Annotated in this window: 22 protein-coding genes and 1 tRNA gene; 12 read left to right on the top strand and 11 right to left on the bottom strand. The window is 68.6% G+C overall.

Going from position 1 to position 25010, the window contains the following annotated elements; all coding sequences use genetic code 11:
• The first annotated feature begins 38 nt into the window (after positions 1 to 38).
• Positions 39 to 371 carry a thioredoxin gene (gene trxA / locus ACFT32_RS23045; protein ID WP_184593875.1) on the top strand — a complete coding sequence of 111 codons (333 nt, stop codon included), beginning with the start codon at positions 39 to 41 and terminating at the stop codon, positions 369 to 371.
• Positions 372 to 460: 89 nt separating this feature from the next.
• On the opposite strand, the gene ACFT32_RS23040 is transcribed toward trxA, so the two are convergent.
• The 9 genes from ACFT32_RS23040 to rpmH all read right to left on the bottom strand — a co-directional run bounded on the left by ACFT32_RS23040 (position 461) and on the right by rpmH (position 7448).
• On the bottom strand, positions 461 to 1078 hold the full coding sequence (locus ACFT32_RS23040; RefSeq protein ID WP_382492206.1) for a GNAT family N-acetyltransferase: 618 nt from the start codon (positions 1076 to 1078) through the stop codon (positions 461 to 463).
• Between the two features lie 320 nt (positions 1079 to 1398).
• Positions 1399 to 2499: a ParB/RepB/Spo0J family partition protein gene (locus tag ACFT32_RS23035; protein WP_382492203.1), complete on the bottom strand. Its 1101-nt coding sequence runs from the start codon at positions 2497 to 2499 to the stop codon at positions 1399 to 1401.
• Positions 2496 to 3572 (bottom strand): ParA family protein, encoded by a 1077-nt coding sequence (locus tag ACFT32_RS23030; protein WP_215124347.1) that lies wholly within the window; start codon positions 3570 to 3572, stop codon positions 2496 to 2498. The genes ACFT32_RS23035 and ACFT32_RS23030 overlap by 4 nt, the downstream gene beginning before the upstream one ends.
• A 309-nt stretch (positions 3573 to 3881) precedes the next feature.
• On the bottom strand, positions 3882 to 4598 hold the full coding sequence (gene rsmG, locus ACFT32_RS23025; RefSeq protein ID WP_382492200.1) for a 16S rRNA (guanine(527)-N(7))-methyltransferase RsmG: 717 nt from the start codon (positions 4596 to 4598) through the stop codon (positions 3882 to 3884).
• A 142-nt stretch (positions 4599 to 4740) separates the two neighbouring features.
• Positions 4741 to 5250 carry a protein jag gene (locus ACFT32_RS23020; RefSeq protein ID WP_382492198.1) on the bottom strand — a complete coding sequence of 170 codons (510 nt, stop codon included), beginning with the start codon at positions 5248 to 5250 and terminating at the stop codon, positions 4741 to 4743.
• Between the two features lie 15 nt (positions 5251 to 5265).
• Positions 5266 to 6543: a membrane protein insertase YidC gene (yidC, locus tag ACFT32_RS23015; protein ID WP_382492195.1), complete on the bottom strand. Its 1278-nt coding sequence runs from the start codon at positions 6541 to 6543 to the stop codon at positions 5266 to 5268.
• 3 nt (positions 6544 to 6546) lie between these two features.
• The gene (gene yidD / locus ACFT32_RS23010; RefSeq protein ID WP_184593887.1) at positions 6547 to 6921 is read right to left on the bottom strand and encodes a membrane protein insertion efficiency factor YidD; all 375 of its coding nucleotides are present in this window, start codon (positions 6919 to 6921) and stop codon (positions 6547 to 6549) included.
• A complete protein-coding gene (gene rnpA / locus ACFT32_RS23005) occupies positions 6918 to 7289 on the bottom strand; it encodes a ribonuclease P protein component (protein ID WP_376645736.1) in 372 nt (123 codons plus the stop codon). The genes yidD and rnpA overlap by 4 nt, the downstream gene beginning before the upstream one ends.
• Positions 7290 to 7310: 21 nt before the next feature.
• Positions 7311 to 7448 carry a 50S ribosomal protein L34 gene (gene rpmH / locus ACFT32_RS23000; protein WP_005482975.1) on the bottom strand — a complete coding sequence of 46 codons (138 nt, stop codon included), beginning with the start codon at positions 7446 to 7448 and terminating at the stop codon, positions 7311 to 7313.
• 375 nt (positions 7449 to 7823) lie between these two features.
• Between rpmH and dnaA the strand changes: the two genes are divergently transcribed.
• From dnaA to ACFT32_RS22955, 9 genes are all read left to right on the top strand, one after another.
• On the top strand, positions 7824 to 9938 hold the full coding sequence (gene dnaA, locus ACFT32_RS22995) for a chromosomal replication initiator protein DnaA (protein ID WP_382492191.1): 2115 nt from the start codon (positions 7824 to 7826) through the stop codon (positions 9936 to 9938).
• 880 nt (positions 9939 to 10818) lie between these two features.
• Positions 10819 to 11949 (top strand): DNA polymerase III subunit beta, encoded by a 1131-nt coding sequence (dnaN, locus tag ACFT32_RS22990; RefSeq protein ID WP_382492188.1) that lies wholly within the window; start codon positions 10819 to 10821, stop codon positions 11947 to 11949.
• Positions 11950 to 12125: 176 nt separating this feature from the next.
• Positions 12126 to 13001, top strand: coding sequence for a phosphogluconate dehydrogenase (NAD(+)-dependent, decarboxylating) (gnd, locus tag ACFT32_RS22985; RefSeq protein ID WP_382492186.1), 876 nt, complete (start codon positions 12126 to 12128; stop codon positions 12999 to 13001).
• A gap of 54 nt (positions 13002 to 13055) precedes the next feature.
• A complete protein-coding gene (gene recF / locus ACFT32_RS22980) occupies positions 13056 to 14177 on the top strand; it encodes a DNA replication/repair protein RecF (protein WP_382492183.1) in 1122 nt (373 codons plus the stop codon).
• Entirely contained in the window at positions 14174 to 14701 is a 528-nt protein-coding gene (locus ACFT32_RS22975) for a DUF721 domain-containing protein (RefSeq protein ID WP_382492180.1), read from the top strand. The genes recF and ACFT32_RS22975 overlap by 4 nt, the downstream gene beginning before the upstream one ends.
• A 399-nt stretch (positions 14702 to 15100) precedes the next feature.
• Positions 15101 to 17161: a DNA topoisomerase (ATP-hydrolyzing) subunit B gene (gene gyrB, locus ACFT32_RS22970; RefSeq protein ID WP_382492177.1), complete on the top strand. Its 2061-nt coding sequence runs from the start codon at positions 15101 to 15103 to the stop codon at positions 17159 to 17161.
• A gap of 42 nt (positions 17162 to 17203) precedes the next feature.
• Entirely contained in the window at positions 17204 to 19798 is a 2595-nt protein-coding gene (gyrA, locus tag ACFT32_RS22965; RefSeq protein WP_382492174.1) for a DNA gyrase subunit A, read from the top strand.
• Positions 19799 to 19816: 18 nt separating this feature from the next.
• Entirely contained in the window at positions 19817 to 20641 is an 825-nt protein-coding gene (locus tag ACFT32_RS22960) for a DUF3566 domain-containing protein (RefSeq protein WP_382492171.1), read from the top strand.
• 114 nt (positions 20642 to 20755) lie between these two features.
• Positions 20756 to 20832: transfer RNA gene (locus tag ACFT32_RS22955), tRNA-Ile, on the top strand.
• Between the two features lie 143 nt (positions 20833 to 20975).
• Here ACFT32_RS22955 and ACFT32_RS22950 read toward each other — a convergent pair.
• Complete coding sequence (locus ACFT32_RS22950) at positions 20976 to 21302, bottom strand: DUF6344 domain-containing protein (protein ID WP_382492168.1); 327 nt, start codon at positions 21300 to 21302, stop codon at positions 20976 to 20978.
• 337 nt (positions 21303 to 21639) lie between these two features.
• On the opposite strand from ACFT32_RS22950, the gene ACFT32_RS22945 reads away from it, so the two are divergent.
• Both ACFT32_RS22945 and ACFT32_RS22940 read left to right on the top strand, forming a co-directional pair.
• Positions 21640 to 21768, top strand: coding sequence for a DLW-39 family protein (locus tag ACFT32_RS22945; RefSeq protein ID WP_003999697.1), 129 nt, complete (start codon positions 21640 to 21642; stop codon positions 21766 to 21768).
• A gap of 104 nt (positions 21769 to 21872) precedes the next feature.
• Entirely contained in the window at positions 21873 to 23246 is a 1374-nt protein-coding gene (locus ACFT32_RS22940; protein WP_382492165.1) for a hypothetical protein, read from the top strand.
• Between the two features lie 43 nt (positions 23247 to 23289).
• On the opposite strand, the gene ACFT32_RS22935 is transcribed toward ACFT32_RS22940, so the two are convergent.
• A complete protein-coding gene (locus ACFT32_RS22935) occupies positions 23290 to 24825 on the bottom strand; it encodes a protein kinase (RefSeq protein ID WP_382492162.1) in 1536 nt (511 codons plus the stop codon).
• Positions 24826 to 25010: the final 185 nt, after the last annotated feature.

Genomic DNA, 25010 nt, shown 5'->3' with positions numbered 1-25010 from the left:
CTACCCGCCCCACGCACCAAACAGTTAAGGAGCCCGCCGTGGCCGGCACCCTGAAGAACGTGACCGACGACTCCTTCGAGCAGGACGTCCTCAAGAGCGACAAGCCTGTCCTGGTGGACTTCTGGGCCGCCTGGTGCGGTCCGTGCCGCCAGATCGCGCCGTCCCTCGAGGCGATCGCCTCCGAGTACGGCGAGAAGATCGAGGTCGTCAAGCTGAACATCGACGAGAACCCGGGTACGGCCGCCAAGTACGGCGTCATGTCCATCCCGACCCTGAACGTGTACCAGGGCGGCGAGGTCGCCAAGACCATCGTGGGCGCGAAGCCGAAGGCCGCGATCGTTCGCGACCTCGAGGAGTTCATCGCCGAGTGAATCGGCTGAGCCGTCGCAGCGGCGGTGCATGTTTCACGTGAAACACGAATGGGCCAACCCGGAAGGGTTGGCCCATTCGTTTGACTGCACTACAGCGGTCGCAGCGCCGGCTCCTTCTGTACGGCGCCCAGGAGCCGATCCAGCGCCATCTCGACGTCTTCCTTCCAGGAGAGTGTCGATCGCAAGTCCAGCCTCAGCCGGGGACTGGCGGGGTGCTGCCTGACCGTCTTGAAGCCCACCGCAAGGAGATGGTCAGCCGGCAGCACACAGGCCGGCTCCTTCCAGCGCACATCTCCGAACGCTTCGATCGCCTTGAAGTCGCGCCGCAGCAGATCCTTGGCGACCGTCTGGACCATCACCCGGCCCAGTCCCTGCCCCTGGTAGCCCGGCATGATGAACGCGGTCATCAACTGAACCGCGTCGGGAGAGATGGGACTCGTGGGAAACGCCATGGAGCGGGGGACATAGGCGGGAGGGGCGTAGAGCACAAAGCCCACCGGCACGTCGTCGACGTACACGACCCGGCCGCAGGATCCCCAGTCCAGCAGAACAGCCGAGATCCAGGACTCCTTCTCCAAAGCCGGTGTGCCCGCCTTTACCGCGGCCTCACCGCTGACTGGGTCGAGTTCCCAGAAGACACACGAGCGACAGCGCTTGGGAAGGTCCTGAAGGTTGTCCAGCGTGAGCGGTACGAGCCGACGCCCCATGAAGGCTGTTCCTCGCTTCCTTCGCCCGCCGCGTCGCGGGCGGCTGTCAGAGCGCTCCGTTCCCTGAGGAGACTGCCGATGAACCCACCGACCGCCCCCAGTCCCAAACCGGCGCTCACCAGTCCGGTGCGGCTCATCGTTCCCATGGCCCCTGCCTGCCTTTCAGAGGTGCTGCCGGGTGGTCGCGCCGTACCCCAACGCATCGTATCCACGATGCGATTCCATCGATACCGCCAGAAAGGAAAGAGCGGGCCATGTTCCGGTACACACCGGACACGGCCCGCTCTGTCGGATGCACAGCGGAGGCTCCTGCCGGAGGCTCAGGACTCACTCTCTTCGGAGTCGTCCTCCAGAAGGCTCGTCTGCAGAACCGGTCCCTCTCCCGGAGCAAGAGAACCAAGGATCCGCTCGAGGTCCTCCATGGAGGCGAACTCGACCGTGATCTTGCCCTTCTTCTGACCCAGGTCGACCTTCACCCGCGTCTCGAAACGGTCCGACAGCCGCGTGGCGAGGTCGGAGAGCGCGGGAGAGACCCTGGCACCGGCACGCGGGCCCTTGGGCCGCTGAGCCTTCTGAGGCCGTGAGCCCATCAGGGTCACGATCTCCTCGACGGCCCGCACCGAGAGCCCCTCGGCCACGATGCGGTGGGCCAGCCTGTCCTGCTCCTCCGAGTCCTCGACGGACAGCAGCGCCCGTGCGTGGCCGGCGGAGAGCACCCCGGCGGCAACACGGCGCTGGACAGCCGGCGAGAGCTTCAGCAGACGCAGGGTGTTGGAGACCTGCGGGCGGGACCGGCCGATGCGGTCCGCCAACTGGTCGTGCGTGCAGTTGAAGTCCCTCAGCAACTGGTCGTAGGCGGCTGCCTCTTCCAGCGGGTTCAGCTGCGCGCGGTGGAGGTTCTCCAGCAGAGCGTCCAGGAGGAGCTTCTCGTCCTCCGTGGCCCGGACGATCGCCGGGATCGCCTCCAGTCCCGCCTCGCGGCAGGCACGCCAGCGGCGCTCGCCCATGATGAGCTCGTAGCGGGCGGGACCCACCTGCCGTACGACGACCGGCTGGAGGAGCCCGACCTCCTTGATGGAGGTGATGAGCTCGGCCAGCGCGTCATCGTCGAAGACCTCACGCGGCTGCCGCGGGTTCGGCGTGATGTCGTCGAGGGGGATCTCGGCGAAGTGCGCACCGATGGGCGCCGCAGGAGCGGCCGGAGCACTGGGCTGAATGGGCTCCTCTGTTTCACGTGAAACAGTCGGCAGAGTCGCTACCTTCGCTGCCGCCACTCCACGGTCGTTCGGCAGTGCGGGCACTGCCGTGGGGGATGTGGAAGCTGCTCCCCCTGCCGCCGCCTGGGCCACCGACTTCTCCGTGGGGGCAGCAGGGATCAGTGCGCCGAGTCCACGGCCCAGTCCCCTCCGTCGCTCGCTCACTGGATGCCCTCCACCATGCTCGGGTCGTTCTGCTGTACGCCGATGTGGGCGTGCGTGGCTTCATAGCTGATGCCGACGCCCTTCAGCGCGATCTCTCGTGCCGCCTCAAGGTAGGAGAGGGCACCACTCGATCCTGGATCGTATGTCAATACCGTCTGCCCATAACTCGGCGCCTCGGAGATACGGACTGAACGGGGGATACTCGTCCGCAGTACCTCGTCGCCGAAGTGGGTGCGCACCTCGTCCGCGACCTGGGACGCGAGCCGCGTCCGGCCGTCGTACATGGTGAGCAGGATGGTCGACACATGCAGGGCGGGGTTGAGGTGCCCCCGCACGAGGTCGACGTTCCGCAGCAGCTGACCCAGGCCCTCCAGCGCGTAGTACTCGCACTGGATGGGGATCAGGACCTCCTGGCCCGCCACCAACGCATTGACCGTCAGAAGGCCGAGTGAGGGCGGGCAGTCGATGAGGATGTAGTCCAGCGGCTGCTCGTACGCCTGAATGGCACGCTGCAGCCTGCTCTCCCGGGCCACCAGGGACACCAGCTCGATCTCCGCACCGGCGAGATCGATCGTGGCGGGTGCGCAGAAGAGACCTTCGACATCGGGGACCGGCTGGACGACCTCGGAGAGCGGCTTGCTCTCCACCAACACGTCGTAGATGGAAGGAACTTCGGCGTGATGGTCGATTCCCAGTGCCGTGGACGCATTGCCCTGTGGGTCGAGGTCGACCACGAGGACGCGGCCGCCGTGCAGGGCCAGTGATGCGGCAAGGTTGACGGTCGTCGTCGTCTTGCCCACACCGCCCTTCTGGTTGGCGACCACCATGATTCGGGTCTGCTCGGGCCGTGGCAGGCCCTCGCCGGCGCGGCCCAGTGCCTCCACCGCCAGTTGGGCCGCACGACCGATGGGAGTGTCGTCCATCGGAGGCGGTGTTTCACGTGAAACATCCGCCCCCATCGACTCGGTACGGGGACCGGGGACCGGATCGGTCATCGGTCCCGCGATGTTGGCGTCGGACCGCAAGGATTCACTCTCCTCGACTTCAGGCTCGCAATGAACAGAGCCTCCCATGCCTTCGGGGTCGTGAACCAGTGAGGCCTGGCGTTCTGTGGAGAAATCCACCTCTGTGGACAACTCGGTTCCCTCATCGAGTGAACCGAGAGGCTTACGGTCGCGGGGTTCGGCCGCAGCGCGGCCACGACTGATGATGCCGTGCAACAGTGAGCGACGTTTCACGTGAAACACGATGCACAGCAGCCGTGGCCGAATCGCCGCGACACTCCGGCATGCATCGGTTTGGCAGCTTGTGTGGAGTACGTCTCGTCCTCAGGACGGATCAGTGTCGTCGGGACGGATCAGCGTCGTCGGGACGGGATCCGCTCAGCGGCGTCGGCGTACCCGACCCGTGCGAGCCGCCTTGGCGCGCTTCGCGGCGAAGCGCACACCGCCGGGACTCTCCCCGACCTCGACCCGAACGACCGTGGACATCGGGTCCACCACGCCTTCACCCACATGCAGGATGGACGTCTCCACAGCCCCCAGCTTGCTCAGTGCCGCCGACGCGCTCTTCAGCTCCTCCTCGGCGGCATCGCCCTTGAGCGCGAGCATCTCCCCGTAGGGCCGCAGCAGCGGGACGCCCCAGGTGGCGAGACGGTCGAGCGGCGCGACGGCTCGGGCGGTCACGACGTGAACGGGCTGGAGCTTCCCCATGACCTCTTCGGCTCGGCCGCGAACGACCGTCACGTGATCGAGGCCGAGCAGCTCCACAACCTCGGTGAGGAAGTTGGTGCGCCGCAACAGCGGCTCCAGCAGCGTGATCTTCAGGTCCTCCCGGACGAGCGCCAGGGGAATGCCGGGCAGGCCTGCGCCCGAGCCGACATCGCACACGGTCACACCCTCCGGCACGACCTCCGAGAGCACCGCGCAGTTCAGCAGGTGCCGCTCCCACAGGCGCGGCACTTCACGCGGGCCGATGAGACCGCGCTGCACGCCCGCATGCGCGAGCAGCTCGGCGTACCGCACCGCATCCGCGAAGCGATCACCGAACACCTCGCGCGCCTGCTCGGGCGCGGGGGGAAGCTCCGCTGCCTCCGTCACGGGGGGACCGTCCTTCCGTACCGCGTCAGCGCGCCCAGCGCCGACGCCAGAACCACCAGAACTATCAGGCTGACAAAGTTCGGCCCCGCCTGCGCAACAGACGGGGCCGAGGAACCTAAGGGCCGAGGAACCTAGAGGCCGATCAGGCGGGCAGCACGACGACGAAGCGCTGCGGCTCCTCGCCCTCGGACTCGCTGCGCAGGCCCGCGGCCTTGACCGCGTCGTGCACGACCTTGCGCTCGAACGGCGTCATCGGCTTCATCTTCACGGCCTCACCGCTGCTCTTGGCCTCGGCGGCGGCCTTGGCACCCAGCTCGGACAGCTCGGAGCGCTTCTGGGCGCGGTATCCCGCGATGTCGAGCATCAGACGGCTGCGGTCGCCGGTCTCCCGGTGCACCGCCAGACGGGTGAGCTCCTGGAGCGCCTCCAGCACCTCGCCGTCGCGGCCGACCAGCTTCTGCAGGTCGCGGCCCGAGTCGCTGATGATCGAGACGGAGGCACGGTCGGCCTCGACGTCCATGTCGATGTCGCCGTCCAGGTCGGCGATGTCGAGCAGACCCTCCAGGTAGTCCGCAGCGATCTCGCCTTCCTGCTCCAGGCGGGACAGGGTGTCTGCACCCTCGGCAGCGGCGGAGGTGGTGCCTTCCGTCACGGGATGGACTCCTTCTTACTTCTTGGACGGGGACTTGGGCCGCTGCGGGCCCTTGCGCTGTCCGGACTGGGCCTTGCTGCGGGTACCGCCGGCGGGCTTGGCACCGCCCTTCTGGGCAGCTGAGGCGGGCTTGGCGTCCTCGGGCTCGTCCGACTTGCTCAGCGACGTCTTGGACTCGGCCTCGCCGGCCGCCTTCGTCGCACCGCCATGCTGTCGCTGAGACTTGCTCTGGCGCTTGGGCTGCTGGCGCTTCGCGGTGGCCGTGGTCGGCGTACCGTCCTCGGTCTCGACGGCGGCAGAGGTGTCGCCCTTGATCACGGTGCCGTCGGCCTGGGCGACGAGTCCGGCCTTGCTGAGGCCGTTGATGAACTTGCGCTCGAACTCGTTGCGGTCGCGTCCCTTGGCGACGATCGCCTTGACGATGGCCCGGTCACGGCGCCGGCCGACCTTGTCGTGCTGCGCGACGTGCTTGTTCAGACGCTCAAGGTACGAGGCCTGGGCCTTGGATCCCGGGGTCGGGTTGTTGTGGATGACGTACATCTGCTGGCCCATGGTCCACACGTTGGTGGTCAGCCAGTAGACGAGGACACCGACGGGGAAGTTGATGCCGAAGACGGCGAACATGACGGGGAAGACGTACATCAGCATCTTCTGCTGCTGCATGAACGGCGTCTTCACCGTGGTGTCGACGTTCTTCGTCATCAGCTGGCGCTGGGTGAAGAACTGCGACGCCGACATCAGGACGATCATGATGGCGGTGACCACGCGGACGTCGGTGAGGGAGGCACCGAGTGCTTCCACCTTGGACGAGCTGTCGGTGAACTTCGCCGCCAGCGGCGCACCGACGATGTGAGCCTTCTGTGCGCTCTGCAGCAGGCTCTGGTTGATCACACCGATGGTGTCGCCCGTCGCGATGCTGTTGAGCACGTGGTACAGGGCGAAGAAGAACGGGGACTGCGCCAGGATGGGAAGGCACGAGGAGAGCGGGTTGGTGCCCGTCTCCTTGTACAGCTTCATCATCTCTTCGGACTGGCGCTGCTTGTCGTTCTTGTAGCGCTCCTGGATCTTCTTCATCTCGGGCTGCAGCGTCTGCATGGCCCGGGTCGACTTGATCTGCTTCACGAAGAGCGGGATGAGGCAGATACGGATGAGGATCACCAGGGACACGATCGACAGGCCCCAGGCCCACCCGGTGTCAGGGCCGAAGAGGGCGCCGTACACCGAATGGAACTGGACGATGACCCAGGAGACGGGTGTGGTGATGAAGCTGAAGAGGCTGGCAATCGTGTCCACTAATCATGCTCCTTGGGCATGGGACGGTGTCTCTGCGGCCGGGCTCGAAGGACTGGACTGACTTGTGGGAGAAGTCTGTCCCTCGATGGCCGGGTCGGCGGCGGAGGGCCCGCCCTTGCGTGCACGCCACGCGGTACGCAGCATTTCGTGCCACCGCGGGCGCTTACGCGGCGGAACATGGTCCACACCACCCAGCGACCACGGATTGCACCGCAGAATGCGCCAGGCCGTGAGTGCCGTTCCCTTGATGGCACCGTGCCGGTCGATGGCCGTGTAGCCGTAGTGGGAGCACGACGGGTAGTACTTGCAGACCGGCCCGAGCAGCGGACTGATCGTCCACTGGTAGAGCTTGATCAGAGCCAGCAGCGGGTACTTCATCGCGCGCCCCCTCCCAGCAACCGCTGGAGAGCGGCATCCAGGTCTCGGGCCAGCTGTGCATGGTCGGCGTCGCCCGAACCGGGCAGCGCTCGTACGACTACCAGGCTACCGGGGGGCAGCTGGGCGACTCGCTCGCGCATCAGATGGCGAAGCCTGCGCTTCACTTTGTTGCGCACGACCGCGCCACCCACAGCTTTGCTCACGACGAAACCCGCACGCGTCGGGGGAGCGCTCTCCCCAGGCGCATGCGGGTCCGTGGCACCGCTACGTAGATGGACGACGAGGTGCGGGCGTCCTGCCCGGCGTCCTCGCCGTACCGCGGTCGCGAAGTCCTCGCGCCGCCTCAGCCGATGCTCGGTAGGCAGCACGACGTCATGACCTGATCGGGATCAGGCGGACAGGCTGGCGCGACCCTTGCTGCGGCGGTTCGCGAGAATCGCGCGGCCGGCACGGGTGCGCATCCGCAGGCGGAAGCCGTGGGTCTTCGCGCGACGACGGTTGTTCGGCTGGAAGGTGCGCTTGCTCACTCGGGGGCTCCAGAAGAAATCGGTAGTTGCGGGGTGCCGTCCTGGCTGTCACCGTGCGCCCACGAGTAGCTCGCAGTGACGCCCGAGTGCACCGCTGACCGATCATCCAAAATGATCTGTGCCCATCGGAGGCAGGCGGCAGCAGCCATCGACAACTCGACCTGGTTACGGTACGCGCGGCTACGCCATCCGGTCAAACCAGGAGTCGCCGGGAGACACTTGTCCACAGGCTGGGGACAACAACTTGAACCGTACCGGCCGCCCTGACTACCGTGACGGAACTCCGATTCGTTCCCTTATCCCTGCCCCACCCGATTTACATCCCGAGCCGTCCCAGAACCACACGTTCGTGGGACCTGTGAGAGAGCGTGCCCTGTGGCTGACGTACCTGCCGATCTTGCCGCAGTGTGGCCACGCGTATTGGAGCAACTCCTCGGGGAGGGTCGCGGTCAGGGGGTCGAGACCAAGGACGAGCACTGGATCCGGCGCTGCCAGCCGCTCGCGCTGGTCGCGGACACCGCTCTGCTCGCCGTACCGAACGAATTCGCGAAGGGCGTACTCGAGGGCCGTCTGGCGCCCATCGTCAGCGAGACGCTGAGCCGCGAGTGCGGCCGCCCGATCCGGATCGCGATCACCGTCGACGACTCCGCGGGCGAGCCCCCGGCCGCGCCGGCGCCCCCGGCCCGCCCCCAGCAGCCGCGCTACGAGGAGCCCGAGCTCCCCGCCGCGCGCCAGGACCGCGACGGATACGAGGGATACGGCCGCCACCGCGCCGACCCGATGCCGGGAGCGGCCGGCGATCAGCTTCCGCCTACGCGCGGAGATCAACTGCCCAACCCGCGCCCCGCGTACCCGTCCGAGTACCAGCGCCCCGAGCCCGGCGCCTGGCCGCGGCCCACGCAGGACGAGTACGGCTGGCAACAGCAGCGCCTCGGCTTCCCCGAGCGTGATCCGTACGCGTCACCGGCGCAGGACTCCTACGCCTCGCAGGACCAGTACGGCGGCCAGGATCAGTACAGCGGTCAGGACCAGTACGGCGGCGCCAAGGACTCGTACAGCGCGCAGGACTCCTACGGGTCCCAGGACTCCTATAAATCCCACGGGCCCCAGGACTCGTACGGATCCCATGGTTCCCACGGATCCCACAGTTCACAGGACTCCTACGGCTCTCACGGATCCCGTGGCTCCCACGGATCACAGGACTCCTACGGCTCGTCCCCCCAGGACTACCGCCCGCAGTCCATGGAGCGCCCCTCCTACGAGCAGCCGCGCTCCGACTACGACACCTCACGCCCCGAGTACGACCAGCGCGACGCGGTCCGCCGGGAGCTGCCCGAGCCGCCGGCCGGCTCGGGGCATGTGCACCGCGGCGGCCCCGTCGGCCCGAATCTGCCGACCACCGGTGCGCCCGGCCCGCTGGCCGCGCAGCCCGCGCCGGCGACCGGCCCCGGTGAGCCCACCGCGCGTCTGAACCCCAAGTACCTCTTCGACACGTTCGTCATCGGCGCCTCCAACCGCTTCGCGCACGCCGCCGCGGTCGCTGTCGCCGAGGCGCCGGCGAAGGCGTACAACCCGTTGTTCATCTACGGGGAGTCCGGGCTCGGCAAGACGCACCTGCTGCACGCGATCGGGCACTACGCCCGCAGCCTCTACCCGGGCACGCGGGTGCGGTACGTGAGCTCGGAGGAGTTCACCAACGAGTTCATCAACTCCATCCGCGACGGCAAGGGCGACAGCTTCCGCAAGCGGTACCGCGAGATGGACATCCTGCTCGTCGACGACATCCAGTTCCTGGCGGACAAGGAGTCGACGCAGGAGGAGTTCTTCCACACCTTCAACACGCTCCACAACGCGAACAAGCAGATCGTGCTGTCCAGCGACCGGCCGCCGAAGCAGCTGGTCACGCTGGAGGACCGGCTGCGGAACCGTTTCGAGTGGGGCCTGATCACCGACGTCCAGCCGCCCGAGCTGGAGACGCGTATCGCGATCCTCCGCAAGAAGGCGGTCCAGGAGCAGCTGAACGCGCCGCCGGAGGTGCTGGAGTTCATCGCGTCCCGGATCTCGCGCAACATCCGCGAGCTGGAGGGCGCGCTGATCCGGGTCACGGCGTTCGCCTCGCTCAACCGGCAGCCGGTGGATCTGGGTCTGACGGAGATCGTTCTCAAGGACCTCATCCCCGGCGGCGAGGACTCGGCCCCCGAGATCACGTCGACGGCCATCATGAGCGCGACGGCGGACTACTTCGGGCTGACGGTCGAGGACCTGTGCGGCACCTCCCGGGGCCGCGCCCTCGTCACCGCCCGCCAGATCGCCATGTACCTGTGCCGTGAGCTGACGGACCTGTCGCTGCCGAAGATCGGCGCGCTGTTCGGCGGCCGCGACCACACGACGGTCATGCACGCGGACCGCAAGATCCGCAATCTGATGGCCGAGCGCCGCTCCATCTACAACCAGGTCACCGAGCTGACCAACCGCATCAAGAACGGCTGACGCACCGAGCGACAGGCCGCCGAGGGCGCTCCCGGAGGAGGTTTCCGGGGGCGCCCTTCGTCATGCCACGGTCTCCGTCGCCATGTCGCGGTCCCCGGCTGTTCGATTACCTGCCGGGTTACGGCCACTCTCCACAGATTCGGTGACTTTCTCCCGTCCACATCCTGGGGACTGGGAAGTTGTCCAGACTGTGTCCACAGAGGCTCCTGCTGAGGGGCCATCAGGCCAGGTCACCTGCTTGTGGATTCGTGGACGAACGATCTCCACAGACTGTGGACAGCGAGGAGATCCACAGGCTGTGCATCGAGTTTTCCACCGACAACCCACAGGCTGGGGCCAGTTGTCCCCAGCGATCACCCGCTTCTCCACATCGCTGTCCACTGTTCGGCAACACGACGCGCCTCCTCACCGGGTCGAGTGAAAGGCGTCACACAAAGCTGCCGGGTTGGGCTGTGGGAAAGGTGGGTAAAGCTGGGGACGGCGCTGGGGAGAACTCGCCCCTCCCTGTGCACGGTGTGTGCAGAACTTTCCGTTCTCCACAGAGACACCAGGTTGTCCACTGCCGTCACCCACAGGCTCGGTGGACAAAATTTCCGCTCTGAGCTGGGCAAACGCGGTTATCCACGGTATCCACAGGCCCTACTACTACTCCCAACTAGAGAGAGCTGGGAATTCGTTTCGAAGTGGGTCCTGTGCACAACTCGCTCCTCGGTGCCCGACCGCCCCTCGTCACGACTTGACCCCGAGAGGCACCTACTGTCAGTGCGGTGCGTCAGACTGGTCCCCGGTGTCCTCCCCGTCCTGGGGACCGTCGACACCGAGACAGACGACGAGGGCCAGGCAGAGCGAGAAGCGCCGGCAACAGCAGGAGGCGGCAACAGTGAAGATCCGGGTGGAACGCGACGTACTCGCGGAGGCAGTGGCCTGGGCAGCGCGCAGCCTCCCGGCCCGTCCGCCGGCGCCTGTCCTCGCCGGCCTGCTGCTGAAGGCCGAGGAAGGCCAGCTGAGCCTGTCCAGCTTCGACTACGAGGTCTCCGCGCGGGTCTCGGTGGAGACCGAGGTCGACGAGGAGGGCACGGTCCTGGTCTCCGGCCGCCTGCTCGCGGACATCTGCCGCGCCCTCCCCAACCGGCCGGTGGAGATCTCCACAGACGGTGTACGGGCGACCGTGGTCTGCGGCTCCTCCCGGTTCACACTCCACACCCTGCCTGTGGAGGAGTACCCGGCCCTGCCGCAGATGCCGAACGCGACGGGCACGGTCCCCGGCGAGGTCTTCGCCTCCGCGGCCGCCCAGGTGGCCATCGCGGCCGGCCGTGACGACACGCTGCCCGTCCTCACCGGTGTGCGCATCGAGATCGAGGGCGACACGGTCACGCTGGCCTCCACCGACCGCTACCGCTTCGCGGTCCGCGAGTTCCTGTGGAAGCCGGAGAACCCGGAGGCCTCCGCGGTCGCCCTGGTGCCCGCCAAGACGCTCCTGGACACCGCCAAGGCCCTGACCAGCGGCGACCAGGTGATCCTGGCGCTGTCCGGCTCGGGCTCGGGCGAGGGCCTGATCGGCTTCGAGGGCGCCGGCCGCCGTACGACGACCCGTCTGCTGGAGGGCGACCTCCCGAAGTACCGCTCGCTGTTCCCGACCGAGTTCAACAGCGTCGCCGTGATCGAGACCGCGCCCTTCGTGGAGGCCGTCAAGCGTGTGGCCCTGGTCGCCGAGCGCAACACCCCGGTGCGGCTCAGCTTCGAGCAGGGCGTGCTGATCCTGGAGGCCGGCTCCAGCGACGACGCACAGGCTGTGGAGCGGGTCGACGCCCAGCTCGAGGGCGACGACGTGTCGATCGCCTTCAACCCGACGTTCCTGCTGGACGGCCTGAGCGCGATCGACTCCCCGGTCGCCCAGCTGTCCTTCACGACGTCCACGAAGCCCGCGCTGCTCAGCGGCAAGCCGGCCCTGGACGCCGAGGCGGACGACGCCTACAAGTACCTGATCATGCCGGTGCGTCTCAGCGGCTGAGCCCCTCGGAAGCCGCCCGTGGTTCTCCACAGGCTGGGGGCAAAGCCGCAGGTGAGGGCCTACGACTGAGCGCGTATGCCCACAGATGTGCGCGAGCGTCCGGGTTTAGGCTCGGACGCGGCACGCGAGTGCCGCAACGCCACGTCGGACACCTGTACACCTAAGGAAAACAACTGATGGATCTCGGTCTCGTCGGCCTCGGCAAGATGGGCGGCAACATGCGCGAGCGGATCCGCCGCGCGGGCCACACCGTCCTCGGATACGACCGCAACCCGGAGCTCGCCGATGTCCACAGCCTGCAGGAGCTTGTGGGCAAGCTCAGCGGCCCGCGCGTGATCTGGGTGATGGTCCCGGCAGGCGAGGCCACGCAGTCCACGATCGACGAGCTCGCCGACCTGCTGGAGCCCGGTGATGTCGTCGTGGACGGCGGCAACTCCCGCTGGACCGACGACGAGAAGCACGCCGAGGAGCTGGCGGCCAAGGGCATCGGCTTCGTCGACTGCGGCGTCTCCGGCGGCGTCTGGGGCCTGGAGAACGGCTACGCGCTGATGTACGGCGGCGACAAGGAGAACGTCGCCAAGGTGCAGCCGGTCTTCGACGCCCTCAAGCCGGAGGGCGACTTCGGCGCGGTGCACGCCGGCAAGGTCGGCGCCGGGCACTTCGCGAAGATGGTCCACAACGGCATCGAGTACGCGATGATGCAGGCCTACGCCGAGGGCTGGGAACTCCTGGAGAAGGTCGACTCCGTGACCGACGTCCGGGACGTCTTCCGCTCCTGGCAGGAGGGCACGGTCATCCGCTCCTGGCTGCTGGACCTCGCGGTCAACGCGCTCGACGAGGACGAGCACCTGGACGGGCTCCGGGGTTATGCACAGGACTCCGGCGAGGGACGCTGGACTGTGGAGGCCGCGATCGACCACGCGGTACCGCTGCCGGCGATCACCGCGTCGCTGTTCGCGCGGTTCGCCTCCCGCCAGGAGGACTCGCCCCAGATGAAGATGATCGCGGCACTGCGGAACCAGTTCGGCGGCCACGCGGTCGAGAAGAAGTAAGCAACAGCCGGAAGCAAGCAGTACCCGAGGGCCTGGGAGGTTGGCGAAACGCCCATGCACGTCACGCATCTGTCGCTGGCCGACTTCCGCTCCTATCCCCGGGTCGAGGTCCCGCTCGATCCGGGGGTGACGGCCTTCGTCGGGCCGAACGGGCAGGGCAAGACCAACCTCGTCGAGGCCGTCGGCTATCTCGCCACCCTCGGCAGCCACCGGGTCTCCTCCGACGCTCCCCTGGTCCGCATGGGCGCCGAGCGCGCCATCATCCGGGCCCAGGTCCGGCAGGGCGACCGGCAGCAGCTGGTCGAGCTGGAGCTGAACCCGGGGCGCGCCAACCGCGCCCGCATCAACCGGTCCTCGCAGGTCAAGCCGCGTGACGTGCTGGGGATCATACGGACGGTCCTCTTCGCGCCCGAGGATCTCGCCCTCGTCAAGGGCGACCCCGGTGAGCGGCGCCGCTTCCTCGACGAGCTGATCACCGCCCGCTCCCCGCGCATGGCCGGGGTCCGCTCCGACTACGACCGGGTCCTCAAGCAGCGCAACACCCTGCTGAAGTCGGCCGCGCTGGCCCGTCGCCACGGCGGCCGCAGCGTGGACATGTCCACACTCGACATCTGGGACCAGCACCTCGCGCGCGCGGGCGCCGAGCTGCTCGCCCAGCGTCTGGATCTGATCGCGGCCGTCCAGCCGCTCGCCGACAAGGCGTACGAGCAGCTCGCTCCCGGCGGCGGTCCCATCGCCCTGGAGTACAAGCCGTCCGCGCCTGGCGAGGCGCACACCCGCGAGGACCTCTTCGAACAGCTGATGGCCGCGCTCGCCGAGGCCCGCAAGCAGGAGATCGAGCGGGGCGTCACCCTGATCGGCCCGCATCGGGACGACCTCCAGCTCAAGCTCGGCCAGCTGCCCGCCAAGGGCTACGCCTCGCACGGCGAGTCCTGGTCCTACGCGCTGGCCCTGCGGCTGGCCTCGTACGACCTGCTGCGTGCCGAGGGCAACGAGCCGGTGCTGGTGCTCGACGACGTCTTCGCCGAGCTGGACACCCGCCGCCGTGAGCGCCTCGCCGAGCTGGTCGCGCCCGGCGAGCAGGTCCTGGTGACGGCCGCGGTCGACGACGACGTACCGCATGTGCTGTCCGGGACGCGGTTCGCCGTGTCCGAGGGGGCGGTGGAGCGCGTATGAGCACACCGGAGCCGAAGAACACCCCCGAGCCCTCCGGCGTCGACCTCGCGCGCGTGGCGCTCCGCGCGGCGAAGGATGCCGCACGCGCGCGGGGGGACGCGGCTCAGCAGAAGAAGCAGGCGCGTCGCGGCGGGCTGCGCTCCGGCGCGCGCGCCGACGGCCGCGATCCGATGGCGCTCGGCTCGGCGATCAACCGGCTGATCACCGAGCGCGGCTGGGAGGCCCCGGCCGCGGTGGGCGGTGTGATGGGCCGCTGGCCGCAGATCGTCGGCGAGGACGTGGCCAACCACTGTGTCCCGGAGAGGTACGACGAGGACGAGCACGTCCTGGTCGTGCGCTGCGACTCGACGGCGTGGGCGACGAACCTGCGGCTGCTCGCCCCGACCCTGGTCGCCCGCCTCAACGAGGACCTGGGCCACGGCACCGTGCGGCAGATCAAGGTGCTGGGCCCCAGCGCCCCCACCCGCCGCTACGGCCCCCTGCGTGCCCCGGGCAGCAGTGGACCTGGTGATACCTACAGGTGACTTACGTCACGTCTCGTCGGGCCGGGACGGCCCTGTCACAGCCGTTCCGAGCGCCGTTTTCCGCCACCGCACACGGTTGCGAACAGCGACCTGACTCCGAAGTAGCCAAGGGTTGACGGCCGGAAGCGCTGAGTGGCTCCGTGAGCCTCTTGGAGCCCCCATCCGCATATCGGGAGTCGGGGAAGACCCGTCGAGGGCGGCACATGCGGACTCAGGTACCGGCAAACCCCCATCAGTGTCAGTGCTACCGGTAGACTGGAGCCAATCCCGCCCCACTCGCTGGGGACCGTCCGGGAAAAGCTGAGCAACGCTGATCAAGGCTTACCAACGCAACATGCCGCAGCCGCTCCGGCAACCCGCCGACGAGCCTGGCTCGTGCTGTGCCAGAAAGGGCGCTTCGTGGCCGATTCCGGCAACCCCAACGAGAACATTCCGTCCACCGACGAAGGCGTGAGCAGCGAGGCGATCACCTCCAACGGCGAGGTCACCGCCTCGTACGACGCCAGTGCCATCACCGTCCTCGAGGGTCTGGACGCGGTCCGCAAGCGGCCCGGCATGTACATCGGCTCGACCGGTGAGCGCGGCCTGCACCACCTGGTGCAGGAGGTCGTCGACAACTCCGTCGACGAGGCGCTGGCCGGGCACGCGGACACGATCGACGTGACGATCCTCGCCGACGGCGGTGTACGGGTCGTGGACAACGGCCGTGGCATCCCGGTGGGCATCGTGCCGACCGAGGGCAAGCCGGCCCTCGAGGTCGTGCTGACCGTGCTGCACGCGGGCGGCAAGTTCGGCGGCGGCGGCTACGCGGTCTCCGGTGGTCTGCACGGCGTCGGCGTGTCCGTGGTGAACGCCCTGTCGACCAAGGTCGCCGTCGAGGTCAAGACCGACGGCTACCGCTGGACGCAGGACTACAAGTTGGGCGTCCCGACGGCCCCGCTCGCCCAGCACGAGGCCACCGACGAGCACGGCACCACGGTCACCTTCTGGGCCGACCCGGACATCTTCGAGACCACGAACTACTCCTTCGAGACGCTGTCGCGGCGCTTCCAGGAGATGGCGTTCCTCAACAAGGGTCTGCGGATCAACCTCGCCGACGAGCGCGAGTCGGCGAAGGCCACGGCCGGCGCGGACGAGGCCGGTGAGGACGAGAAGCACGAGGTCAAGGCCGTCTCGTACCACTACGAGGGCGGCATCGTCGACTTCGTGACGTACCTCAACTCCCGCAAGGGAGACGTGGTGCACCCCACCGTGATCGACCTGGAGGCCGAGGACAAGGACAAGCACCTGTCCCTCGAGGTCGCCATGCAGTGGAACGGCGGCTACACCGAGGGTGTGTACTCCTTCGCCAACATCATCCACACGCACGAGGGCGGTACGCACGAAGAGGGCTTCCGGTCCGCGCTGACCTCGCTGATCAACAAGTACGCGCGCGACAAGCGGCTGCTGCGCGAGAAGGACGACAACCTCACCGGTGACGACATCCGCGAGGGTCTGACCGCGATCATCTCGGTCAAGCTGAGCGAGCCCCAGTTCGAGGGCCAGACGAAGACCAAGCTGGGCAATACCGAGGTCAAGACCTTCGTCCAGCGCGTCGTCTACGAGCACCTGGCCGACTGGCTGGACCGCAACCCCAACGAGGCCGCGGACATCATCCGCAAGGGCATCCAGGCGGCCACCGCGCGCGTGGCGGCCCGCAAGGCGCGCGACCTGACGCGCCGCAAGGGCCTGCTGGAGACGGCCTCCCTGCCGGGCAAGCTGAGCGACTGCCAGTCGAACGACCCCACCAAGTGCGAGATCTTCATCGTCGAGGGTGACTCCGCCGGCGGCTCGGCCAAGTCCGGCCGGAACCCCGAGTACCAGGCGATCCTCCCGATCCGAGGCAAGATCCTCAACGTCGAGAAGGCGCGGATCGACAAGATCCTGCAGAACCAGGAGATCCAGGCGCTGATCTCCGCCTTCGGCACCGGGGTCCACGAGGACTTCGACATCGAGAAGCTGCGCTATCACAAGATCATCCTGATGGCGGACGCCGACGTCGACGGCCAGCACATCAACACCCTGCTGCTGACCTTCCTGTTCCGCTTCATGCGGCCGCTGGTCGAGGCCGGGCACGTGTACCTCTCCCGTCCGCCGCTCTACAAGATCAAGTGGGGCAAGGACGACTTCGAGTACGCGTACTCCGACCGTGAGCGCGACGCCCTCATCGAGATGGGCCGCAACGCCGGCAAGCGCATCAAGGACGACTCGGTGCAGCGCTTCAAGGGTCTCGGCGAGATGAACGCCGAGGAGCTGCGCATCACGACCATGGACCAGGAGCACCGCGTCCTCGGCCAGGTCACCCTCGACGACGCCGCCCAGGCCGACGACCTGTTCTCGGTCCTCATGGGCGAGGACGTCGAGGCCCGCCGCGCGTTCATCCAGCGCAACGCCAAGGACGTCCGCTTCCTCGACATCTGAGTCGGTCTCAGCTGACCGCACCAGGAAGGATCTTCACCAGCAATGACCGACGAGAACACTCCCGTGACGACGCCCGAGGGTGACGCCCTGGCCATGCGCGTCGAGCCGGTCGGGCTCGAGACGGAGATGCAGCGCTCGTACCTCGACTACGCGATGTCCGTCATCGTCTCGCGTGCGCTGCCGGACGTCCGCGACGGCCTCAAGCCCGTCCACCGCCGTGTGCTGTACGCCATGTACGACGGCGGCTACCGCCCCGAGCGCGGCTTCTACAAGTGCGCCCGCGTCGTCGGCGACGTCATGGGCAATTACCACCCGCACGGCGACTCCTCGATCTACGACGCGCTCGTGCGCCTCGCCCAGTCCTGGTCGATGCGCATGCCGCTCGTCGACTCCAACGGTAACTTCGGCTCTCCGGGCAACGACCCGGCGGCGGCCATGCGCTACACCGAGTGCAAGATGGCGCCGCTGTCGATGGAGATGGTCCGCGACATCGACGAGGAGACCGTCGACTTCACGGACAACTACGACGGCCGCTCCCAGGAGCCGACCGTCCTGCCGGCCCGCTTCCCGAACCTGCTGATCAACGGCTCGGCCGGTATCGCGGTCGGCATGGCGACCAACATCCCGCCGCACAACCTCCGCGAGGTCGCGGCCGGCGCCCAGTGGTACCTGGAGAACCCCGAGGCCTCGCACGAGGACCTCCTGGACGCGCTGCTCGAGCGCATCAAGGGCCCCGACTTCCCGACCGGCGCGCTCGTCGTCGGCCGCAAGGGCATCGAGGAGGCGTACCGCACCGGTCGCGGCTCCATCACCATGCGCGCGGTCATCGAGGTCGAGGAGATCCAGAACCGCCAGTGCCTGGTGGTCACGGAGCTGCCGTACCAGGTCAACCCGGACAACCTCGCGCAGAAGATCGCCGACCTGGTGAAGGACGGCAAGATCGGCGGCATCGCCGACGTCCGTGACGAGACGTCCTCGCGCACGGGCCAGCGCCTGGTCATCGTGCTGAAGCGGGACGCGGTCGCCAAGGTCGTCCTGAACAACCTGTACAAGCACACCGACCTGCAGACGAACTTCGGCGCCAACATGCTGGCGCTGGTGGACGGCGTGCCGCGCACGCTCTCGCTCGACGCGTTCATCCGCCACTGGGTGACGCACCAGATCGAGGTCATCGTCCGCCGTACGCGCTTCCGGCTGCGCAAGGCCGAGGAGCGGGCGCACATCCTGCGCGGTCTGCTGAAGGCCCTGGACGCCATCGACGAGGTCATCGCGCTGATCCGGCGCAGTGACACCGTCGAGATCGCGCGCCACGGCCTGATGGACCTCCTGGAGATCGACGAGATCCAGGCCAACGCCATCCTCGAGATGCAGCTGCGCCGGCTCGCCGCCCTGGAGCGCCAGAAGATCGTCCAGGAGCACGACGAGCTCCAGACGAAGATCAACGAGTACAACCAGATCCTCGCCAGCCCGGTCCGCCAGCGCGAGATCGTCAGCGAGGAGCTGGCCGCGATCGTCGAGAAGTACGGCGACGACCGCCAGACGAAGCTGATCCCCTACGAGGGCGACATGTCCATCGAGGACCTGATCGCCGAGGAGGACATCGTCGTCACGGTCACCCGGGGCGGCTACATCAAGCGCACCAAGACCGACGACTACCGGGCCCAGAAGCGCGGCGGCAAGGGCGTGCGCGGCACGAAGCTCAAGGAAGACGACATCGTCGACCACTTCTTCGTGTCCACCACGCACCACTGGCTGCTGTTCTTCACCAACAAGGGCCGCGTCTACCGCGTCAAGGGCTACGAGCTGCCCGACGCCGGCCGGGACGCGCGGGGTCAGCACGTCGCGAACCTGCTCGCCTTCCAGCCGGACGAGGCGATCGCCGAGATCCTGGCGATCCGCGACTACGAGGCGGTTCCCTACCTCGTCCTCGCCACCAAGGCCGGACTGGTGAAGAAGACGCCTCTGAAGGATTACGATTCGCCCCGTTCCGGCGGTGTGATCGCCATCAACCTCCGTGAGCAGCAGGACGGTTCGGACGACGAACTGATCGGAGCCGAACTGGTTTCGTCGGACGACGATCTGCTTCTGATCAGCAAGAAGGCCCAATCGATCAGGTTCACCGCATCGGACGAAACTCTGCGACCCATGGGCCGTGCCACCTCGGGTGTCAAGGGCATGAGCTTCCGTGAGAGTGACGAGCTGCTCTCGATGAATGTTGTTCGACCCGGTACGTTCGTGTTCACTGCCACAGACGGCGGGTACGCGAAGCGGACCAACGTCGACGAGTACCGCGTCCAGGGTCGCGGCGGCCTCGGCATCAAGGCCGCCAAGATCGTCGAGGACCGTGGCTCCCTCGTCGGCGCGCTGGTGGTCGAGGAGACCGACGAGATCCTCGCCATCACGCTGTCGGGCGGTGTGATTCGTACGCGAGTCAACGAGATCAGGGAAACCGGCCGTGACACCATGGGCGTCCAACTGATCAATCTGGGCAAGCGCGATGCCGTCGTCGGCATCGCTCGCAACGCCGAGGCGGGACGCGAGGCGGAAGAGGTCGACGGCGACATCGTCGTCGACGAGACCGCCGAGGGTGCCGCGACCACCGGCACGGACGAGGGTGAGGCGCCCTCCTCCGAGTAGCACGAGGAGTGAGTCAGCGTGAGCGGAGCCACGGGCGCCGGACCGAGCGGTACCTCGACGGGTACGGACACGGACGACGGCGGCCGTGGCTCCGCCGCGCGTGCGGCGGACCCGCACACGACCAACCTGAAGGCGGTCAAGCCGACCGCACAGGACGACTCGCCCTCGCCTGACACGCATGGATCCCAGGGGGGAACTGTGACGGACACCCGAGGTCCGCAGACCCAGCAGCACAGCGCTGGAGCGGGCCCGGCCGCATCCGGCGCCCAGCCACAACCGCAGCCGCAGCCCAAGGGGGCCGCGCAGGACCAGGGCGCCTCGCCTCTGCCGGGGGAACGGCAGACACAGCAGCAGGCCGGGCCGTACCACCCGCCGCAGGCGTATCCGGCGCAGCAGGCGGCGGCCGGTGCCGGCGCCGGTGCGTCGGCCGGTGCCGTACGGCGCCCCCGCACCGGAGCACGCACCGTGCCCCGCGTCCGCAAGGCGCGGCTGCGGGTGTCGAAGGCCGACCCCTGGTCGGTGATGAAGGTCAGCTTCCTGCTCTCCATCGCGCTGGGCATCTGCACGATCGTCGCGGCCGCCGTGCTGTGGATGGTCATGGACGCGATGGGCGTCTTCTCGACGGTCGGCGGCACGATCTCCGAGGCGACCGGCTCGAACGAGTCGAACGGCTTCGACCTGCAGGCCTTCCTGTCGCTGCCCAACGTCCTGATGTTCACGTCGGTCATCGCGGTCATCGACGTCGTCCTGGCGACGGCCCTCGCGACCCTCGGCGCGTTCATCTACAACCTGTCCGCGGGCTTCGTCGGCGGTGTGGAGCTGACGCTCGCCGAGGACGAGTGACACGACCCTTTGACATGGATTGACGTTGTCCCGACAACCGATTTTGGGACTGCCCATGTCGTGCGCTAATCTTCAGGAGTCAGCGCGCGGGACACACACCCCGCACAGCGCGGCGGGGCTATAGCTCAGTTGGTTAGAGCGCATCCCTGATAAGGATGAGGCCACAGGTTCAAATCCTGTTAGCCCCACCAGCATGATGAACCCCCAACCGGTAGCGGTTGGGGGTTTTCTGCGTCTCCAGGGGGCGGGCGGGACATGAGGAAGCCCGGCGGCTCTGTCGAGCTGCCGGGCCTGTACGCAGGGTCGCCGTTCGGATGGGATGGTCCGGGGAGTTTCAGCGCTGCAGGGGAGCGAGGTAGTCCGCCATGGGGTCCGACTCCGCGTCGGTGTCCGCGAGCGGGCGGTGGCGGCAGCGGGGGGTCTTGCCGTGGGCCTCGGCCCGGATGCGCTGTTTCATCGTGGGGGGCACGGTTTTCGCCAGGGACACGGGAGACGTCGCCGATGCCGTCCGCTGTCGCGGGATGCGCTCGCTGTTGCGCTCCGGCTCGGTCTGCGCTACCGCCGGGGCGGCGGTCCTGGTGACGAATCCGAGCGTCGTGCACAGCGCCAGGAAGGCGGTGACGATGGCGGTCCACAACTTCATGACCTGGTTCCGGGCCATGGCCCCTCACTTTCGGGTCGGGCGATTTGCGTACTTTCCTCATGATGTGTATGAGGGTCGCGAAGTGGTGGACCGACGCCCGTGGCGCGGCGATGTTCCGATGAACACCACTCGGATGGACGCAAGAGGGGCGAAAATGTGAGGAGAGAGGAGAAGGGGCCCCAAAGTAACCGTCCGTCGGGGTGTGATCACCCTCCGATCGGAGTGGCGAACTCCGCTTCTATCCCGGTTCCCGGGACGGGAGTTGAGGTCCGACTCAGGTCACCGATCGGTCTCGGTCGGTGTGTATAGTCGGGCGCCAGAGGTCCCCTACGTCAACGAAAGACGAGGTCGCGCGGTGAAGAAGCTTCTCCTGGTCGCACTGGCCGCCATCGGCGGGCTCCTCGTGTACCGCCAGATCCAGGCGGATCGCGCCGAGCAGGATCTGTGGACGGAGGCGACTGACTCCGTGCCCACGGGTTCGTGAGTCACGACATCCCAAACCGAGCACACCCCGGCCGCCTCGCGGTCGGGGTTTTGTGTGTCCTGGGGCCGGCCGTACGGGCAGGATGGGCCACGGCTCGCGGATTCATGGGTGAGGGGTGGCGCGTGAGGGGACGGCTTCGTACGGCGAGGGGGCGTGCGGGCGCGTGGCGCGGTGGTCCATCGGCGGCCGTGCGCCTGGGGGTCGTGGGAGTACTGCTGGGGGCGACGGTCGCCGTGGCGCCGGGCCCGGCCGCCCTGGCCGCCGCAGGCGCCTCCGGGGCGGCCGTGACGCCGAGCCCGTACGCCTTCGCCGACGGTGCCCGGAGCATCGAGGGAGCGGGGAGCACCGCGGACGCCGAGATCCTGAAGCCCGGCACGGCCTACAGGAGCTCGCTCCCGAGCAGCGGCAAGGTCAGCTACAGCATCGAACTCGACGCCGCGTCGAACGCGTATGTGTCCGTCACCGCCGCCCCCTCCCCCGACAGCACGGTCTCCGTCATCGACGGGCTGAGGGTGTCCATGCAGGACGCCGAGGGCAATTCCTGCTCGGTCGACACCGCGAGCTTCGGCGCCGCCCGTAGTCCGCACCCGATCGCGGCGTGGGGCACGCGCGAGATCTCGCCCACCAAGCCCCTGTGCCGGAAGGCCGGCACCTATTACGTGTCCGTCGAGCGGGTCGACCCGCGGGGCGAGGGCTCCTCGCCGGACGCCTGGGACCTGGAGCTCCTGGCCATGACGGAGCCGCGGACGGCGAAGGCCGGGGCGACCGGCGCGCCCGAGGTGTGGAACTCGGCCTCGCCCCAGCCGCTCCAGGGGGAGGCCGAGCGGCGCCGTGGCGGTGCGGGGTTCTCCGGGGCGACCCCCCTCGACCAGGGCGTCTGGCGGGACGACATCCGGCCCGGCCAGACGGTCTTCTACGAGGTGCCGGTCGACTGGGGCCGGCAGCTCCACGTCACCGCCGAGCTGGGCAGCACGGACTCCGGCGGCACCGGCTACACGCCCGGCGCCCTGGACCTGGCCCTCTACAACCCCGCCCGCGGTCATGTCGCCGATGTGAGTGTCGGCTACGACGGCGACCAGAAGTCAGGCAGCCTGCCTCCTCTGCCGCCGGTCGACCACGCCAACCGCAATGCCGCCGTCGCCCAGGTCAGCGCCATGCGCTTCGCCGGCTCCTACTACCTCGTCGCGCACCTCGCGGAGAGCGTGGCCGACAGCTTCGGGGACGGGCCGTTCGCGATGACCCTGCGCGTCCGGGTGAGCGGAGCGGCGAAGAGCGGGCCCGAGTACGCGGGGGAGTCCGAGCCCGCGGGCGTCTTCGAGGTCTCGGACCAGGAGCGCGAGGCGGCGGCGGAGGGTGTGGCCGGGGGCGACGACACCGCGATGAGGGCGGTCGCCGTGGGCGGGATCGGCACCGGGAGCGCGCTGCTGGTGGGGCTCGGGGTGTGGACCGTGGTGGCCCGGCGGAGGAGCGCCGGGTAGCGCCGGGCGGCCCAGCGCGCCGGGACTGACGCCCGCGTCGGGCTCAGATCCGGGTCAGGGCCCAGAAGCCGACGGCGTAGCAGGCCAGGGCGAGGAGCAGGAGCGGGACCGCCACCTTGGCCGGAGGGCCGGGGCGGCGGCGCGGCCGTTCCGCGCGATGCCGTGAGGCCGCCCGGGCGGGCGGTGAGGGCTGGTGGCCCTGTGGGGCCTGGTGCGGGGCCTGGTCCGGGGTCTGGGCGGTGTACGAGGCCGTGGAGGTGTCGGTGCGGTGGTGCGCCGCGGGGGGCAGAGGCTGACCGGGGTGGCCCGCGTGGCTGGAGTACGCCGGTGGGAGCGGCTGGGAGGTGTGCGAGGCGTGCAGCCGGTGCGTGGGGTCGTAGGGGGAGACGGGGGGCTCGGGGGGCTCCGGCTGGTGCGCGGTCTGCGCCTGTGCGTCGTGGGGCCGGCCGCCGGGTGTGGGGGAGGAGGTGCCGGTGCTCTGCGGAGGCGGCAGATGGAAGCTGCCGGTGTCCGACATGGAGGCGGGCTGAGGCTGAGCAGGGGTGAACGGGGCGGCTGACGGATCGGTGTTCTGGCGGGGGTCGGGCTGTACGGCCTCGGGGCCCGGGACCGACCAGGCACGGCCCGTGTCGTCCGACGGCACCTCGTCCGTCCCCGGGCCGGACGGCCCCTCCCTCCGGCCCAGCCCCCGCGCTCTCTCCAGCGGGCCCTCGGGGGCGAACCCCGGGGGAAGCGGGCCGAGTTGGTCGAAGATCTCGATCAGTTCGTCGTCCGGGCCGGGCTCCGGGAGGAGCTCCGCGGCGGCGGCCAGCGCCTTGCGCGCCCCCGTGGCCGTACGGAACCGTGCCTGCGGGTCCGGCTGCAGCAGCGTGGCCACCACCTGCCACAGCGGCTCCGGAATGCCCTTGGGCGCACCGGGCGTCCCGTGCTCGGCGAAGTACTGGATGAGCGCCTTGCTGTCCGGCTTGGCCCCCTCCAGCAGATACAGCGCGACCAGTCCTACGGCGAACAGGTCGGCGGGGAAGTCGGGTTCGGCGCCCATCAGCTGCTCGGGCGCGAGATAGCCGGGCGTTCCCACGACGAGGTTGGTCTCCGTCAGACGGGGCTCGCCCAGCCGCATCGCGATGCCGAAGTCGGACAGCCGCAGTCGCGGCCGGCCGGTGCCGGTGGCCTCCAGCAGCACGTTGGCCGGTTTGACGTCACGGTGCACGACGTCCTCCGCATGCACCGCGGCCAGCCCTGCCAGCAACTGGTCGAGCAGGGTGCAGACGAAGGCCGGCGGGAGGGGGCCGTAGTCCCCGACGAGATGGACCAGGGAACCGCCGCCCACCAGGTCCATGGTGAACAGGACCTTGTCGTCGTCGGCTGCCCAGCTGGAGGGGGCGAGGACATGGGGGTGGTCGATCCGCAGGGCCTGTTCGCGCACGAAGCGCAGCAGCGAGTGCGCGTCGCTCTGGAGCAGGACCTTGGCGGCCACGTAGCGGCGGCGGCGGTGGTCCCAGGCGCGCCAGACGGCACCGACTCCTCCGCGCCCGATCGGGTCGACCAGTTCGTACCGGCCGGCGAAGACCTCACCCATGGCTGTACGTCGCTCCTCCCCCTGCGGCTTCCCCCCTTGCTTCCCCCTCGACGAGCGCTACGACTCCTCGATGAGTGGTACGACTCCCCCGTTGCGCTACGACTCCCCCGTTGAGCGGGAGAACCCGCTCGCGCCGGCTGGTCCCCCGTGCGTGACACGCCCCCGCGTGTCCGCCCGTGCCGTGC

Origin of the sequence: Streptomyces sp. NPDC057002 (assembly GCF_042673825.1) — a bacterium.
Lineage (GTDB): Bacteria > Actinomycetota > Actinomycetes > Streptomycetales > Streptomycetaceae > Streptomyces.
This window is presented reverse-complemented; position numbering and strand designations above follow the sequence as displayed.

Excerpts from the sequence above, each read along its gene's own strand:
- gyrA (WP_382492174.1), top strand. The coding sequence starts at position 17,204 with ATGACCGACGAGAACACTCCCGTGACGACGCCCGAGGGTGACGCCCTG.
- ACFT32_RS22935 (WP_382492162.1), bottom strand. The coding sequence starts at position 24,825 with ATGGGTGAGGTCTTCGCCGGCCGGTACGAACTGGTCGACCCGATCGGG.
- yidD (WP_184593887.1), bottom strand. The coding sequence starts at position 6,921 with ATGAAGTACCCGCTGCTGGCTCTGATCAAGCTCTACCAGTGGACGATC.
- recF (WP_382492183.1), top strand. The coding sequence starts at position 13,056 with ATGCACGTCACGCATCTGTCGCTGGCCGACTTCCGCTCCTATCCCCGG.
- ACFT32_RS23040 (WP_382492206.1), bottom strand. The coding sequence starts at position 1,078 with ATGGGGCGTCGGCTCGTACCGCTCACGCTGGACAACCTTCAGGACCTT.
- ACFT32_RS23030 (WP_215124347.1), bottom strand. The coding sequence starts at position 3,572 with ATGGGAGGCTCTGTTCATTGCGAGCCTGAAGTCGAGGAGAGTGAATCC.
- ACFT32_RS22950 (WP_382492168.1), bottom strand. The coding sequence starts at position 21,302 with ATGGCCCGGAACCAGGTCATGAAGTTGTGGACCGCCATCGTCACCGCC.
- ACFT32_RS22940 (WP_382492165.1), top strand. The coding sequence starts at position 21,873 with ATGGGTGAGGGGTGGCGCGTGAGGGGACGGCTTCGTACGGCGAGGGGG.
- ACFT32_RS22975 (WP_382492180.1), top strand. The coding sequence starts at position 14,174 with ATGAGCACACCGGAGCCGAAGAACACCCCCGAGCCCTCCGGCGTCGAC.
- gnd (WP_382492186.1), top strand. The coding sequence starts at position 12,126 with ATGGATCTCGGTCTCGTCGGCCTCGGCAAGATGGGCGGCAACATGCGC.